We start from the raw sequence: 13,925 nt of genomic DNA, 5'->3' as shown, positions 1-13,925 counted from the left end.
CACGTCGCGGACAAGCTGCAGGATCGCGAATGATTCTCGTGGCCATCGGCGCCAATTTGCCCGGCAAATTCGCATCGCCCGCCGATGCGATCGCGGCGGCGTTCGGCGAACTCGATCGCGCGCCGTTGCGCGTCGCGGCGCGTTCGCGCATCTACGAAAGCCCGCCTTGGCCGCAGCCTTCGACGCAGCCTTGGTATGCCAACGCGGTCGTGCGGCTCGAAACGGAACTCGGGCCGGAAGCGCTGCTGGCGCATCTGCATGGGGTGGAGCGGGAATTCGGCCGGGTGCGGGGCGTGCTCAACGCCGCGCGCACCCTCGATCTCGATCTGATCGATTACGACGGCAAGGTCCAAGATGGGCCGCCGATCCTGCCCCATCCGCGCATGGCGGACCGCGCTTTCGTCCTTTATCCGCTGGCGGAAATCACCCCGGATTGGCGCCATCCGGTCCTGGACCGTCCGATTTCCAGCCTGATTGCCAGGCTGCCGGCCGACACGGTCTGCCGGCCCATTCCGCCAAGGGCTTGAACCGGCGGCAAATTTCCGGCTTCTCAGGGATTGTGCTGCGGCGCGGAAGCCTCTATATTCCCTAGCCCTTTCCAAGGATTTCTATCCGTTGAGCCGGAGTGCCGAATGGCCCGCGTAACCGTTGAAGATTGCGTCGTCAAAGTTCCCAACCGCTTCGAGCTCGTCATGCTCGCGGCCCAGCGCGCGCGCGAAATTTCGGCGGGCTCGCCGCTGACGGTCGAGAAGGACAACGACAAGAACCCGGTCGTCGCCTTGCGCGAGATCGCCGATGACTCGCTCGCCCTCGACAATCTGCGCCAGTCGCTGATCCAGGGCCTGCAGCGCCAGGTCGAAAGCGAAGAGCCGGAAGACGACGCGATGGAGCTGCTCGCGGCCGATCGCGATGTCGCCGGCGTGCCGGAAGACGCGGCGATGGACGGCATCGAAGACGAGATGGATATCGAAGACGCCGACACGGTGAAGACCGACGTTGCCGCGGCGGATGACGCGGCGGTCGAAGAGTAACCGGCGGGCGGGGATTTGGGCCCCGACGGCACCACAGAGACCCAAGCACCGCCGATCGAAGGCGGTACCGACGCGCGGGGTACGGCGGACGACGCCGTAGCCGCCGCGCCGTCGGTGGAGGCGCCGCGCAAAGCGCGTCCGCCGATGATGCGCGCTTTCGAATTGGTCGAGCGCGTCAAAGCCTACGATCCCGACGCCGACGAAGACCTGATCAACCGCGCCTATGTCTTCTCGATGAAGGTGCACGGCGCGCAGATGCGCGCCTCGGGCGATCCGTATTTCTCGCACCCGCTGGAAGTCGCGGGCATCCTCACGCAATTCAAGCTCGACACCGCGTCGATCGTGACGGCGCTGCTGCACGACACGGTCGAAGATACGCTGACCTCGATCGACGAGATCGAGCGCGTGTTCGGGCCGGAGATCGCGCGCCTCGTCGACGGTGTCACCAAGCTTTCGCGGCTGGAGCAACAGGCGCAATCCGATCGCGCCAAGCAGGCGGAGAATTTCCGCAAGCTGCTGCTGGCGATGTCGGCCGATATCCGCGTGCTGCTGGTGAAGCTCGCCGATCGTCTGCACAACATGCGCACGATCGGCTTCATTCCGAAGCCCGAGAAGCGCCAGCGTATCGCGCGCGAGACGATGGATATCTACGCGCCGCTCGCCGAGCGCATCGGCATGCGCCGCGTGCAGGAGGAGCTGGAAGACCTCGCCTTCTCGCAGATCAATCCCGACGCGCGCGAGTCGATCGTCACGCGGCTTCAACATTTGCGCGCGCGCGGCGGCGACGTGGTCAGCCGCGTGGCCGAGCACATCGCCGGCGTGCTGAAATTCGAAGGGTTGAACGCCCAAGTCTCCGGCCGCGAGAAGACGCCGTATTCGATCTGGCGCAAGACCCAGCGCAAGAACGTGGCGTTCGAGCAATTGTCGGACATCATGGCCTTCCGCGTGCTGGTCGACGACGTGACCGATTGCTACCGCGCACTTGGCGTCGTGCATTCGCATTGGCGCGTCGTGCCCGGGCGCTTCAAGGATTACATCTCCGTCGCCAAGCCCAACGGCTATCGCTCGCTGCATACCGGCATTTTCGGGCCCGAAGGTCAGCGCGTCGAAATCCAGATCCGCACGCGCGACATGCACGACGTCGCCGAATTCGGCGTCGCGGCGCATTGGTCCTACAAGGACGGCCGCCCGATCGCCGAAACCGGTGCCGCGGCCAAGGATGGCGGTCAGTATCGCTGGCTGCGCGAACTTCTCGACATTCTCGAACACACGACCAATCCCGAGGAATTCCTCGAGCATACGAAGCTCGAGATGTACCAGGACCAGGTCTTCTGCTTCACGCCCAAGGGCGATCTGATCGCATTGCCGCGCGGGGCGACACCGGTCGACTTCGCCTATGCCGTGCACTCGGCCGTCGGCGATCATTGCGTGGGCGCCAAGATCAACGGCCGCATGATGCCGCTGCGCACGGCGCTGTCGAACGGCGATCAGGTGGAGATCGTCACCTCGAAGGCGCAGGTGCCGTCGCCGACCTGGGAACGTTTTGTCGTTACGGGAAAAGCGCGCGCGCGCATCCGCCGTTTCATCCGTTCCCAGCAGCGCCAGCAATTCGTCGAACTCGGCCGCTCGATGTTGCAGAAGGCGTTCAAGGCCGAAGGCTACGACTACGCCGACAAGTCGCTGGAAGGTGCCGTCAAGCCGCTGAAGGCCGACGACGTCGAGGATCTGATCGCGGAAGTCGGCGCGGGGCAGATCTCCGATCGCGAAGTTCTGAATATCCTGTTCCCCGAAACGCGGCCCCAGCCCAAGCCCGCGAATGTCGTGCCGATCCGCAAGGGCAAGGCCGCGACGTCGGACGTGCCGCGCAATCGCGTGCCGATCCGGGGCTTGATCCCCGGCATGGCGATCCACTACGCGGGTTGCTGCCATCCGCTACCGGGCGATCGCATCGTGGGCATCGTCACCACCGGGCGCGGCGTGACGATCCACACGATCGATTGCGACACGCTGGAGCAATTCGCCGATCAGCCCGCGCGCTGGCTCGATGTCGGCTGGGAAATCGACGGCGAGACGCCGGGCGGGGCCTTCGTCGGCCGCATCGCGATGGTCGTGCGCAACGAGCAGGGCAGTCTCGGCACGCTGTCGACCGTGATCGCCAAAAACGGCGGCAACATCACCAATTTGAAGATCACCAACCGGACGACCGAGTTCTGGGAGATGATCATCGACGTCGAAGTGCGCGACGTGAAGCATCTCACCAACGTCATCGCGGCGCTGCGCGCGACCCCGGTTATCAACTCGGCCGAGCGCGCGCGCGGATGATCTTGGGGCTCGGGTCCGATCTCGTCGATATCCGCCGCGTCGCGGCGACGCTGGAACGTTTCGGCGAGCGCTTCACCCATCGCATCTTCACGGTGGGCGAGCGCGCCAAATCCGACCGGCGCGCGGCGCGCGCGGAATCCTACGCGCGGCGTTTCGCGGCGAAGGAAGCGTGCTCGAAGGCGCTGGGCACCGGCTTCCGCAAAGCGGTCTATTGGCGCGACATGGAAGTGGTGAATCTGCCCGGCGGCAAGCCCACGATGCGCCTGACCGGCGGGGCGGCGATCCGTCTCGCCGAAATGGTGCCCAAGGGCATGAAAGCCCAGATCGACGTGAGTTTGACCGACGATCCGCCGATCGCCAGCGCCATCGTGATAATCTCGGCCGTTCCGGCCACTTGACTTCAACACCGCGCGGCGGCCTTATCCCGCCCGTCAAAACACGGTTTTCCGGCATCATGCAGACACCGCCCGTCCCCCGCGGCCAAACCGCCTCCGGCCTCGTCGAGTTCGTGAAAACGATCGTCTACGCGGTGCTGATCGCGCTTGGTATCCGCACCGTGTTGTACGAGCCGTTCAACATCCCGTCGGCGTCGATGGTGCCCACGCTGTTGATCGGCGATTACCTGTTCGTCTCGAAATTCACCTACGGCTATTCCTTCGCCTCGTTGCCCTACGGCATCCGGCTGTTCGACGGTCGTATCGCGGGCTCGGCGCCCGATCGCGGCGACGTGGTCGTGTTCAAACTGCCGCGCGACGGCAAGACCGACTACATCAAGCGCGTGATCGGCCTGCCGGGCGACAAAGTGCGCGTGACCGGCGGCGTGCTCTACATCAACGACGAAGCCGCGAATTTGCGCCGCCTGCCGGATTTCGTCGACGACGAGCGCGGCTTCGCCGTGCGCTACGCCCAGTTCATGGAAACGCTGCCCGGCGGGCGCGAGCATCGCATTTTGAAGATGACGAACGAGGGGCCGTACAACAACACGCCCGTGTTCACCGTGCCGCCCGATCATTTCTTCGCGATGGGCGATCATCGCGACAATTCGCAGGACAGCCGCGATCCCGAGGCCGTCGGCTTCGTGCCGTTCGAGAATATCGTCGGCCGCGCGCAATTCCTGTTCTTCTCGACCGACGGCAATTGGTCGCTGGCGCGTCCGTGGGAAGCGCTGACGGCGATCCGCTATTCCCGTCTGCTGGGCGCGATCCGTTGACGGCACGCAAGGCCCTCGAAGAATCTTTGGGCCATCGCTTCGCCGATCCCGATTTGCTGACCGCCGCCTTGGCGCATTCCTCGCTCGGAAGGCGCGGCGACAAGAAGCGCAGCGGCGTGGGTTTCGAACGGCTCGAGTTCCTCGGCGATCGCGTTGTGGGCCTCGTCGTCGCTGATCTTTTGGAAAAGCGCTACGGCGACGAAAACGAAGGCGATCTCGCCAAGCGCCATGCGCAGCTCGTGCGCCGCGAAACGCTGGCCGCCCTTGCCAAGGAATTGGATATCGGCGCCGCCCTCGAATTGTCGAACTCGGAGGAGCAGGGCGGCGGGCGCGAAGCGGCCGGCGTGCTGGCCGACGCGTTCGAGGCCTGCGTGGGGGCCGTCTATCGCGATGGCGGCATGGCGCCCGCGCAAGCATTGGTCGCGAAACTGTTTGCGCCCTTGCTTGCGAAAGCGGGTGCCCCGCCGCGCGAACCCAAGACCGCGTTGCAGGAATGGTCGCAAGGGCGCGGCTTGAAGCTGCCGATCTACGAAGTGCTGACGCAGACCGGTGTGGCGCACGCGCCGCATTTCACCGTGCGCGTCACGGTCGAAAGCCACGCGCCCGAAACGGGTTCGGGGCCCAACAAACGCGAAGCCGAACGCGACGCCGCCGCGAAGCTGCTGGCGCGCCTGGAAGGATCGAAGATATGAGCCGCTGCGGTTTCGTCGCGTTGCTGGGCGTGCCCAATGCGGGCAAGTCCACGCTGGTCAATCGCCTGGTCGGCGCCAAGGTCGCGATCGTCTCACCCAAGGTGCAGACGACGCGCACGCGCGTGACCGGCATTCTGGTCGAGAACGAAACGCAGGCGATCTTCGTCGATCTGCCCGGCGTGTTCGCGCCCAAGCGCCGCTTGGACCGCGCGATGGTCGATGCCGCGTGGCGCGGCGTCGAGGAAGCCGACGCCGTGCTGCTGGTGGTCGATGCGCCGCGCGCGTTGAAGCGCGGCGACGGCGACGAGGAGGAGAAGATCGTTCTCGACGGTCTCGCCAAGCGCGGCCTGAAGGCGGATCTCGCGATCAACAAGATCGATCTGATCGCGCCGCACGAATTGCTCGCATTGGCCAAGCGCTATTCCGAGACGGGCCATATCCGCGACGTGTTCATGGTCTCGGCGCAAACCGGCAATGGCTGCGACGTGCTGAAATCGAAGCTGCTCGCGAAGCTGCCCGAAGGCCCGTTCCATTACCCCGAAGACGAAATCTCCGATCTTCCGGCGCGCTTGCTGGCGGCGGAGGTGACGCGCGAACAGGTGTTCCGCAAGCTGCATAAGGAACTGCCCTATTCGTCGGCGGTCGAGACGACCAAATTCGAGGAGCGCGAGGACGGCTCCGCGCGCATCGAACAGACGATCCATGTCGCGCGCGAAGGCCAGCGCAAGATCGTGATCGGCGCCAAGGGCGCGATGCTCAAAACGATCGGGCAGGGTGCCCGCTTCGAACTCGCCAAGTTGCTCGACCGCCAAGTGCATCTGTTCCTGCACGTGAAGGTCGATCCCAAATGGGACGAGAAGCGCGATTTCTTCCGGGAATGGGGCCTGGAGTTCAATCCCGAGAAGGGTTGATCGCGTCGCTTTTCACGGCCGGGCCGATATCACGCTCGTTTCGCGTCTGGATTTCCCGGATCTGGAACCGAATTTGCCGCGTTCCGGTCCGATTGAATTGTAAATCCCTCAACTGCGCGCTTCTGCCGCATCGGTATTTTATGTCGGATTAAACGGCCGGGCCCCGAATTTCCCGTGCGCGCCCGGAAGGGTTGGCGAACGGATTTTACATTTTCGGGGGAGAAAACATGTCCGGTACCGATAACGAACTTTCACGCCGTCTGGAATTCATCGCGCTCGATCCCGCGTCGCGCGCCGTGTTGCGGGAAGCCAAGCCGATGGTCGACGCGGTCGTGCCCGGCGTGATGGACGCGTTCTACGAGCATCTGCGCAAATTCCCGGAAATGTCGGCGATGTTCCAAGGCGGCGACGTTGCGATGGCGCGCGGCCGCGCGGCGCAGATCGAGCATTGGCGCAATATCGTCTCGGGCGAGTTCTCGGCCGATTACATCGCGGCGGTCCGGCGTATCGGCCAGCGCCACAGCCGCATCGGCCTCGATCCGCGCTGGTATATCGGCGGTTACGCCTTCATCGCCGCGCGGCTGATGGATGCGGTGGTGCGCGCCTATAACAGCCGCTGGAATCCCGCCCAAGCGAACGCGAAGATCGCGGCGGTGCAATCGGCGTTGCTGAAAGCGACCATGCTCGACATGGATTACGCGATCTCGATTTATCTCGAAGAGAACAAGAAGGCCGCGGACAAGAAGCTCGAAGCTCTGGCGGCCGAGTTCGACGCCAGCGTGAAGAAGGTCGTCGATGGCGTCGCGCACGCGGCCGAATCGATGCGCGCCACGGCCGGGCAATTGTCGCAAGCCGCGTCGCATACATCGACCCAGGCCGAGGCGGTCGCCAACTCCGCGCAATCCGCGTCGGATAACGTGCAGACGGTGGCGTCGGCGGCGGAGGAGCTTTCCGCTTCGATCCGCGAGATCGGCGCGCGGATGGAGGAAACGGCGCGCATCGTCGCGCGCGCGGCCCAGCAATCGCAGCGCTCGGACCAGCTCATCTCCGGCCTCGCGCAATCGACCGATCATATCGGCAGCGTCGTCGATTTGATCCGTCAGATCGCGGGCCAGACCAATCTGCTGGCGCTCAACGCCACGATCGAAGCCGCGCGTGCGGGCGATGCGGGCAAGGGCTTCACGGTCGTGGCGGGCGAGGTCAAAAGCCTCGCAGGGCAAACCGCGAAGGCGACCGAGGAAATCGGCAAGTCGATCACCGGCGTGCAGGAAGCGACGCAAGCCTCGGTCGGCGCGATCCGCGACGTCGATCGCGTGATCGCCGATCTCGACAAGGTGGCGCAAGGTGTGGCCGCCGCGGTCGAGCAGCAGCGTTCGGCGACGCAGGAAATCGCACGCTCGGTGCAGCAGGCCGCTTCCGGTACGACGGGCGTGACCGACACGATCAAGACCGTGTCGGATTCGGCCGCCGCGACCGGACGCATGTCCAATCAGGTCGTCGAAGTGGCCGACGAGCTGGGCCGCAACGCCGAACGCTTGAGCCAGGAAGTGAACGCGTTCCTCAGCCGGATCCGCGCCGCGTAAGGAACGCCGGCAACGGCGCGCCGGTCGCCAGATAGACGCCCGCCGTGATGGCCGCCAAGCCCAGCCAATCGGTGCTTGTCGGCCACTCGCCGAGTATCGGAATGGCGCTGAGCGAGGCGAGGACGGGCACCAGCGAGGCGAGGGCCGCCGCGCGCGACGATCCCAGGATCGCGATCGCGCGGTTATAGGCGTAGAGCGAAACGACGCTCGACAACACGCCCTGGAACAGCGCCTGTACCGCCCATTCGCCCCAACTTGCGCGCAGCAAGCCGGGCGATTGCGCGGTCAGCACGTGGACGGCGTAAGGCGGCAGGAACAGAATCGCCGACCAGACGCAGACATAGGCGATGGCGATATGCGGGGCGATGCCGGTTTTGCGGATCGTGACCGTATAGGCCGCCCACAACGTCGCCACGGCGACGAAGATCGATTGGCCGATCCATTCCTGCCCCGTGGCGCCGTCATGCGCGCCCGCGAAAACCAGCGTGACGACGCCGACCGGAACCAGCGCGAAGCCGAGCTTGCGCGGCCCCGCGATCCGCTCGCCCAGGATCAAGACCGATAGAATCGCCGTGAACAGCGGCATCGTGCCCGGCAGCAGGACCGAGCCGTGGCTGATCGGCGCATAGCGGAAGCCGGTCGCCGACGCGACCGAATAGATGACGCCCGCGCCGCACACCAGAATCGCCCATACACCCCAGCCGATCCGGGCGGGGTTGATGCCGTGGCGCCACGCGACCGGCAGCATGATCAGGGCGGCGGGCGCGAAGCGCAGCGCCGTCAGGTCGTAGGCGTCGAGTTCGCTTTTGGCGCCCGCGCGCGTCGCCACCATCCAGGCGACCCAGATCGATATGGCGAACAGTCCCCAGGCATAGCCGGTCAGGGCGGAGGCGGGCTTGGCTTGGTCGATCATAGGGGGCGAACGCTAGAGCGCCGGATGCCCATTAGTAAATCAAATTGAAATCATGACGGCCATGACGTAAGCTAATAGCGCTTTATTGGATCGATACACCCGCCACAAGACGGGCCGCACCAGCAACGCCGTGCCTTCAGGGAAGTTACGCATGAGTTCGTCGAGCATCAATGTCGGCCAGCTGCGCGCGTTTCTTGCCGTGCTGGAAGAAGGCGGGTTCACCGCCGCAGCGCATAAACTCGGGCTAACCCAGTCGGGCGTCAGCCAGGCGGTCGCCGCACTCGAGGAATCCTTGGGCGTGGTGCTGCTGCTGCGCAATCGCGGCCGCGTGGCGCCGACGGCGGCGGGGGCCGCCATCCAATCGGATGCGCGCCAAGCGCTGGAAGCGATCGAACGCGTGCGCCATCGCGCCCAGGTGCTGATCGGCCTGCAATCGGGCCGCGTGCGCGTGGGCTCGGTCGCGTCGGCCGCCGCGCGGCTGCTGCCGCCGATCGTCAAGAATTTCGGTGCGCGCTATCCCGGCATCGAAGTCGTGCTGATCGAAGGGACCGACAACGAAGTCCGCGATTGGGTGACCGGCGGGGCCATCGATATCGGCCTGACCGCCGAAGTGCCCAAGGATTACGATTCGGTGCCGGTGGCGGAGGACGATTTCCTCGCCATCATGCCGCGCAAGCATCGCTTGGCCGCGCGCCGTTCGATCCGCCCGGCCGATATCGCGGACGAACCCTTCGTGATGTCGAACGCCGGCTGCGAAGACGACGTGCGCGGCATTTTCCAGACCGACGGAATCACGCCGAAGATCGCGTTCTCGGTGCGCGATCCCGCCGCGTTGCTGGCGATGGTGCGCGAAGGGGTGGGGGTGTCGATCGTGCCCGAACTCGTCGTGCCGTCGGGCGAGCGGCGCCTGGCCGCGATCCCGCTGGAGCCGCCCGCGCGGCGCAAGCTGTGCGCGGTCGCGCGCAAAGCGGGCCTCGCCCCGGCGGCGCGCGCGTTTTTGGATTCGCTCGCCGCCGCCGGTCGCCAGCATATGGCGCGGGGTTAGTTAGCGCCGCTTCTTCGCCTTCGGCTTGCCGAACACACGCGCGAACAGCGTGTCGACATGTTTGGTGTGGTAGCCCATATCGAACATCGCGTCGATTTGCTTGGGGCTCACCTTCTTGGCGACGATCGGATCGGCTTTCAGCCGGTCCTGGAACGAGCCGCCGGACGACCACGCCGCCATCGCGTTCGACTGCACGATGCGATAGGCGTCTTCGCGGCTGACGCCGGCTTGCGTCAACGCCAGCAGCACGCGCTGCGAATGGACGAGGCCGCCCAGCGCGTCCAAGTTGGCTTTCACGCGATCCTTGTAGATCACCATCTTCTCGATCATGCCGGCAAGGCGATGGAGCGCGAAATCCAGCGTGATCGTCGCGTCGGGCCCGAACACGCGCTCGACGGCGGAGTGCGAGATATCGCGCTCGTGCCACAGCGCCACATTCTCCAGCGCCGGCGTCACGGCGGCGCGCACGATGCGCGCGAGGCCGGTCAAATTCTCCGACAGCACCGGGTTGCGCTTATGCGGCATCGCCGACGAGCCCTTTTGGCCCGGGCTGAAGAATTCCTCCGCCTCGCGCATTTCGGTGCGCTGGAGATGCCGGACTTCGATCGCGAAACGCTCGATCGACGAGGCGATGACGCCCAGCGTGGCGAAATACATCGCGTGCCGGTCGCGCGGAATGACCTGCGTCGAGATCGTTTCCGGAACCAAGCCCATTTTCTTGGCGACATGCGCTTCGACGCGCGGATCGATATTGGCGAAGGTGCCCACGGCCCCCGAAATCGCGCAGGTCGCGATTTCCGCGCGCGCGGCTTCCAGGCGTTTGCGGTTGCGCGCGAACTCGGCGTAGAAGCCCGCGAGCTTCAAGCCGAAGGTCGTCGGCTCGGCATGGATGCCGTGGCTGCGGCCGATCGTCGGCAGATACTTCGTTTCGTTCGCGCGCTTCTTGAGGGCCGCGAGAACGCGATCGACGCCGTCGAGCAGCAGATCGCTTGCGCGCGCCAGCTGCACCGACAAGGTCGTGTCGAGCACGTCGGAGCTGGTCATGCCCTGGTGCACGAAGCGCGCGTCGGGGCCGACATATTCGGCGAGGTTGGTCAGGAAGGCGATGACGTCGTGCTTGGTCTCGCGCTCGATCGCGTCGATGCGCGCGATCTCCCACTTGCCCTTCTTCCAGATCGTCTGGGCGGCCTTCTTGGGGATCACGCCAAGGGCGGCCTGCGCGTCGCAGGCATGGGCTTCGATTTCGAACCAGATGCGGAATTTGCTCTCGGGCTCCCAGATCGCGGTCATCTGGGGGCGGCTATAGCGCGGGATCATCGATCGTCCTTCGTTAATTCTTCGGTGTGTCGGCGAGTGCGGTGCCGATCATGCTGTCGCGGCCGACCAGGGCGGCGAGGCGGTCTTCGCTCCACCCCTCGGTCCCGGCGGGTCGCATCGGCACGACCAGATAGCGCATATCGGCCGTGGAATCGACGACGCGGATTTCGACGCTTTCGGGCAGGAAAGTCCCGAATTCCGCCAAGACCTTGCGCGGTTCCTTGACGGTGCGCGCACGGTAGGCGCTCGACTTGTACCAAGCGGGGGGTACACCGAGAATCGCCTTGGGATAGCAGGAGCACAACGTGCACACGACCACGTGATGGCGCGCGGGCGTGTTTTCCAGCGCCACGACGGTCGCGGAGTTGGACGTATCCACGCCCATCTCGTCGGCGGCGGCTTTCGCATCCTTCATCAGCCGCGCCTTGAACGCCGGATCGACCCAGGCGCGCGCGACGATCTTCGCCCCCATCGCCGGCGTGCGGCTATCCATCAGCTCGATCTGCTTGCGCACGTCTTCGGCGGTGATGACGCCCTTGGCGATCAGCAATTCGCGCACGGCGCGTTCGAGCCGCGCGTATTCCGGCCGTGGCTCGGTCGCGCCGACGGGCGCGTGATCGTCATGCGTGTGAAGATGGTCGTGATGATCGCCGCTCATGGCGCAGGCTCCAGCCAATTCTCGTAAAGATCGGCGGTCAGGGTTTCGTTACGCGCGTCCGTGCCGGGAAACAGATCGGCGCGGTCGAACACGACCATATAGAGCGCGCGCTTCGGCGCGTCCTTGCGGCCGACGGCCAGGAATTCGGGATCGCCGAATTCGCCGATCAGCGTTTCGATCCGCCCCGTTTTGCCGCGCACGAAATGCGGCGTGCGGATATGGACCTTCACGCCCTTCGCCTCGGGCCAGTCGTTGCGCACGGTCACGCGCGTTCCGGGGGCGAAACTCATGCTTCCTCACCGTCCTCTTCCTTGAGGTCCGCGAGTTTGAGGACGAGTTCCTCCTCGCCGATCACGTCCTTGGCGACCATGATTTCGGCGACCGCGTGGATCCATTTTTCGTAATAGAGTGCGCGGTCGTATTCCTCGGGCGGCATCGCCTCGATCGAATTGCGCATTTCGTCGACGCGCATCAACGCGCGCGACGGGTGCGACAGAAGATTGACCAGCGCGTCCACGCGTTTGTCGAATTCCGACAATTCGTGTTCCGCGCGGTCGATCGGTTGCGAGGCGAACGGCTCGATGCCGCCCATGTCGTGATGGGATCTCATAGCCCGCAGACTATCAGAACAACCCCATCGACTTGAAGCTGGTATGGCCGCGCCGGCCGATCACGACATGGTCGTGGACGGTCACGCCGATGATTTTCAACGCCTTGTCGATTTCGCGCGTGATGTCGATATCCGCGCGACTCGGCTTGCTGTCGCCCGAGGGGTGGTTATGGACCAGGATAACGGCCGAGGCGCCGATTTCCAGGCAGCGTTTGGCGACCTCGCGCGGATAGACCGGGGCATGGTCGACCGTGCCTTTCTGGTGGATCTCGTCGTGGATCAGGCGGTTCTTCTTGTCGAGGAACAGCAGGCGGAAATGCTCCTGCTTGGCGCGGCCCATATCCGCCATCAGATAATCCATCAGCTTTTCCCAGCCACTGAGCACCGGCTTGTCCGTCGCGTCGGCGCGCGCCAAGCGGACGGCCGCTTCGCGCACGGCGAGCAGCGTGTCGATCGCCACGTCGCCCAAGCCGTCGACCGCGGCGAGTTCCTCGCGGCTCGCGGACAGCAACTCGGCATAGGAGCCGAAACGCTGAATCAACGTCTTGGCGAGCGGCTTCACGTCGCGGCGCGGGATCGCGGCGAACAGCAGCAGCTCGATCAGTTCGTAATCTTGGAGCGCGCCGCCGCCCGCCTTGCGGAAGCGTTCGCGCAGACGCTGGCGATGGCCGTGATAATGCGGGGCGGGGCCTTCGGCCACGCCGCCGGTTTCGTCGGAAGGGGAGTCATCGGACATCACGCGTGGAATGATACACGCGTATTCGCGCCGTACAACCGTCGGAAGAAGGCTTAACCCGCGAACGAATAAGGCGGGCGGTGCAGGCCGGCCGGGCTCAACGTGAAAATCTCGTAGCCCGTTTCGGTCACGGCGATCGAATGCTCGAACTGCGCCGACAGCGACCGATCCTTGGTCACGGCCGTCCAGCCGTCCGACAGCACCTTCACGCGCCAATCGCCCGCGTTGATCATCGGTTCGATGGTGAAGAACATACCCGGCTGCAGGCGCATGCCCGTGCCCGCCTTGCCGTAATGCAGGACCGACGGCGAATCGTGGAACACGCGGCCCAAACCGTGGCCGCAGAAATCGCGCACGACCGAGAAGCGCTGGCCTTCGGCCACGCGCTGGATGGCCGCCCCGATATCGCCCAGCGTGGCGCCGGGCCGCACGACCTCGATCCCCGCCATCATCGCTTCGTAGGTCGTATCGACCAGCTTCTTGGCGCGCACGCCCACATCGCCCAGCAGGAACATGCGGCTCGTGTCGCCGTACCAGCCGTCGAGAATGACGGTCACGTCGATATTGATGATGTCGCCGTCTTCCAGCTGCTTGTCGCCGGGAATGCCGTGGCACACGACATGATTGACCGACGTGCAGACCGATTTGGGATAGCCCTTGTAGCCGAGCGGCGCGGCGCGGGCGCCGTGCTTCACGATGAATTCGTGGCACAGGCGGTCGATCTCGCCCGTCGTCACGCCGATCTTCACCAGCGGGCCGATATAGTCGAGCGTTTCGGCGGCGAGTTTGCCCGCCGCGCGCATGCCCGCGAAACCTTCGGGGCCGTGGAATTTGACGGGCCGCCCGTCGGAATCGAGGAGCGGCGTGGGGGCGATAACGTCGGTCATTCTGCGGGCT

At 65.1% G+C, this 13,925-nt stretch carries 16 protein-coding genes; 9 read left to right on the top strand and 7 right to left on the bottom strand.

Going from position 1 to position 13,925, the window contains the following annotated elements:
• Window positions 1–29: 29 nt before the first annotated feature.
• The 8 genes from folK to J0H39_12380 all read left to right on the top strand — a co-directional run bounded on the left by folK (window position 30) and on the right by J0H39_12380 (window position 7,749).
• Window positions 30–527, top strand: a complete 498-nt coding sequence (gene folK, locus J0H39_12415) for a 2-amino-4-hydroxy-6-hydroxymethyldihydropteridine diphosphokinase (GenBank protein ID MBN9497551.1) — start codon at window positions 30–32, stop codon at window positions 525–527.
• A gap of 105 nt (window positions 528–632) precedes the next feature.
• Window positions 633–1,031: a DNA-directed RNA polymerase subunit omega gene (locus tag J0H39_12410; protein MBN9497550.1), complete on the top strand. Its 399-nt coding sequence runs from the start codon at window positions 633–635 to the stop codon at window positions 1,029–1,031.
• A gap of 144 nt (window positions 1,032–1,175) precedes the next feature.
• Window positions 1,176–3,353 (top strand): bifunctional (p)ppGpp synthetase/guanosine-3',5'-bis(diphosphate) 3'-pyrophosphohydrolase, encoded by a 2,178-nt coding sequence (locus J0H39_12405; GenBank protein ID MBN9497549.1) that lies wholly within the window; start codon window positions 1,176–1,178, stop codon window positions 3,351–3,353.
• Window positions 3,350–3,751, top strand: coding sequence for a holo-ACP synthase (locus J0H39_12400; protein MBN9497548.1), 402 nt, complete (start codon window positions 3,350–3,352; stop codon window positions 3,749–3,751). Before J0H39_12405 ends, J0H39_12400 begins: the two co-directional genes overlap by 4 nt.
• 56 nt (window positions 3,752–3,807) lie before the next feature.
• Window positions 3,808–4,563, top strand: coding sequence for a signal peptidase I (gene lepB / locus J0H39_12395; GenBank protein MBN9497547.1), 756 nt, complete (start codon window positions 3,808–3,810; stop codon window positions 4,561–4,563).
• The gene (gene rnc / locus J0H39_12390) at window positions 4,560–5,255 is read left to right on the top strand and encodes a ribonuclease III (GenBank protein ID MBN9497546.1); all 696 of its coding nucleotides are present in this window, start codon (window positions 4,560–4,562) and stop codon (window positions 5,253–5,255) included. Before lepB ends, rnc begins: the two co-directional genes overlap by 4 nt.
• Window positions 5,252–6,166: a GTPase Era gene (gene era / locus J0H39_12385; GenBank protein ID MBN9497545.1), complete on the top strand. Its 915-nt coding sequence runs from the start codon at window positions 5,252–5,254 to the stop codon at window positions 6,164–6,166. The genes rnc and era overlap by 4 nt, the downstream gene beginning before the upstream one ends.
• A gap of 227 nt (window positions 6,167–6,393) precedes the next feature.
• A complete protein-coding gene (locus J0H39_12380; GenBank protein MBN9497544.1) occupies window positions 6,394–7,749 on the top strand; it encodes a globin-coupled sensor protein in 1,356 nt (451 codons plus the stop codon).
• Here J0H39_12380 and J0H39_12375 read toward each other — a convergent pair.
• Window positions 7,727–8,662, bottom strand: a complete 936-nt coding sequence (locus J0H39_12375) for a DMT family transporter (protein ID MBN9497543.1) — start codon at window positions 8,660–8,662, stop codon at window positions 7,727–7,729. The two genes, J0H39_12380 and J0H39_12375, sit on opposite strands and share 23 nt — an antisense overlap.
• 151 nt (window positions 8,663–8,813) lie before the next feature.
• On the opposite strand from J0H39_12375, the gene J0H39_12370 reads away from it, so the two are divergent.
• The gene (locus J0H39_12370) at window positions 8,814–9,707 is read left to right on the top strand and encodes a LysR family transcriptional regulator (GenBank protein MBN9497542.1); all 894 of its coding nucleotides are present in this window, start codon (window positions 8,814–8,816) and stop codon (window positions 9,705–9,707) included.
• On the opposite strand, the gene J0H39_12365 is transcribed toward J0H39_12370, so the two are convergent.
• The 6 genes from J0H39_12365 to map are packed head-to-tail and all read right to left on the bottom strand — an operon-like array spanning window position 9,708 to window position 13,915.
• Window positions 9,708–11,024 (bottom strand): adenylosuccinate lyase, encoded by a 1,317-nt coding sequence (locus J0H39_12365; protein ID MBN9497541.1) that lies wholly within the window; start codon window positions 11,022–11,024, stop codon window positions 9,708–9,710.
• A gap of 13 nt (window positions 11,025–11,037) precedes the next feature.
• Window positions 11,038–11,682 (bottom strand): nitrile hydratase subunit alpha, encoded by a 645-nt coding sequence (gene nthA, locus J0H39_12360; GenBank protein ID MBN9497540.1) that lies wholly within the window; start codon window positions 11,680–11,682, stop codon window positions 11,038–11,040.
• On the bottom strand, window positions 11,679–11,972 hold the full coding sequence (locus tag J0H39_12355) for a nitrile hydratase subunit beta (GenBank protein MBN9497539.1): 294 nt from the start codon (window positions 11,970–11,972) through the stop codon (window positions 11,679–11,681). Before J0H39_12355 ends, nthA begins: the two co-directional genes overlap by 4 nt.
• On the bottom strand, window positions 11,969–12,292 hold the full coding sequence (locus tag J0H39_12350; protein MBN9497538.1) for a nitrile hydratase subunit beta: 324 nt from the start codon (window positions 12,290–12,292) through the stop codon (window positions 11,969–11,971). Before J0H39_12350 ends, J0H39_12355 begins: the two co-directional genes overlap by 4 nt.
• 13 nt (window positions 12,293–12,305) lie before the next feature.
• The gene (radC, locus tag J0H39_12345) at window positions 12,306–13,028 is read right to left on the bottom strand and encodes a DNA repair protein RadC (protein MBN9497537.1); all 723 of its coding nucleotides are present in this window, start codon (window positions 13,026–13,028) and stop codon (window positions 12,306–12,308) included.
• Window positions 13,029–13,081: 53 nt separating this feature from the next.
• Window positions 13,082–13,915: a type I methionyl aminopeptidase gene (gene map / locus J0H39_12340; GenBank protein MBN9497536.1), complete on the bottom strand. Its 834-nt coding sequence runs from the start codon at window positions 13,913–13,915 to the stop codon at window positions 13,082–13,084.
• Between the last annotated feature and the right edge of the window lie 10 nt (window positions 13,916–13,925).

The sequence above is a fragment of the Alphaproteobacteria bacterium genome (genome assembly GCA_017308135.1).
Taxonomy (GTDB): Bacteria; Pseudomonadota; Alphaproteobacteria; order CACIAM-22H2; family CACIAM-22H2; genus Tagaea.
This window is presented reverse-complemented; position numbering and strand designations above follow the sequence as displayed.